At 57.9% G+C, this 890-nt stretch carries 1 protein-coding gene; it reads left to right on the plus strand.

All coding sequences use genetic code 11. From position 1 onward, the window contains the following. The coding region (locus Q1B08_RS21545; RefSeq protein ID WP_366140090.1) for a DUF6880 family protein at positions 1-483 on the plus strand (483 nt) is incomplete at its 5' end. Positions 484-890: the final 407 nt, after the last annotated feature.

The raw sequence follows: 890 nt of genomic DNA on the forward strand, positions 1-890 counted from the left end.
TCTTCGTCATCGTCCATCTCCCCTTGGGGTCAGAATGGACCGGCAACCTCATACACAGAAGATCGGACACTCTCGGAAACTGAGGAAAGAGCCCTCGACCACGCGGAGGCCTTTCCGCATCTCGAAAGCGCACTGTGCTTTCTGGTCGACTGGCCGGCGCATGAGCGTGCTGCACGCCTCGTGATCTCCCGGGCCGAAGAGCTGGACGGCGATAATTACGAAACGCTCACACAGGCTGCCGACGGACTGGAGGTTAACTATCCGCTCGCCGCGACCCTGATGCTGCGTGCCATGATCAACGATACCCTCGACCGTGCGAAATCCAGCCGATACCGCCACGCCGCTCGCCATCTCGCCGAATGCCGGTCATTCCATGCCGCCATCGAAGATTATCGCGACTTTCCTCCACACGCCCGGTTCGTCGAGGCTCTCATGCAGAAACACGGGCGGAAGTACGGGTTCTGGCAACTGGTGGAGACATAGCAGACGGCCCTTACCTGCCGTTCGCCGGTCGGTTCATCGCTGCAGCGCGGCATCATCGAACCGGACGTTCGCGCATCGCTTGGCATCCCCAATGCCCGGATGATCGCTGTGCGGAGATCGTGTTGAAAAACTCCCTCGATCCGCGTCTGCAGGTCCTGGACTAGAACTCTGTTCTACCGAAGGTCGAATTTACCCCTTTTTCGGGGCATTATCGTCACCATCGAAAACGGCGTTCTAATAATTCAGGCCGTTTTGAGCCTACCCGAGTTTTTCAACACAATCCGGACGGAGCTGCCGTCCGACGAAGGGCTTGGAATGTCCGTCTGTTTGGCTGTGCTATAGTTGAAAGGTGACCGAGGTATCATTCGTCACGATCTGGGACATGATCGGGTTCGTTGCATCGGCCC

The organism is uncultured Jannaschia sp. (genome assembly GCF_947494025.1).
In the GTDB taxonomy this organism is placed as follows: Bacteria; Pseudomonadota; Alphaproteobacteria; order Rhodobacterales; family Rhodobacteraceae; genus Jannaschia.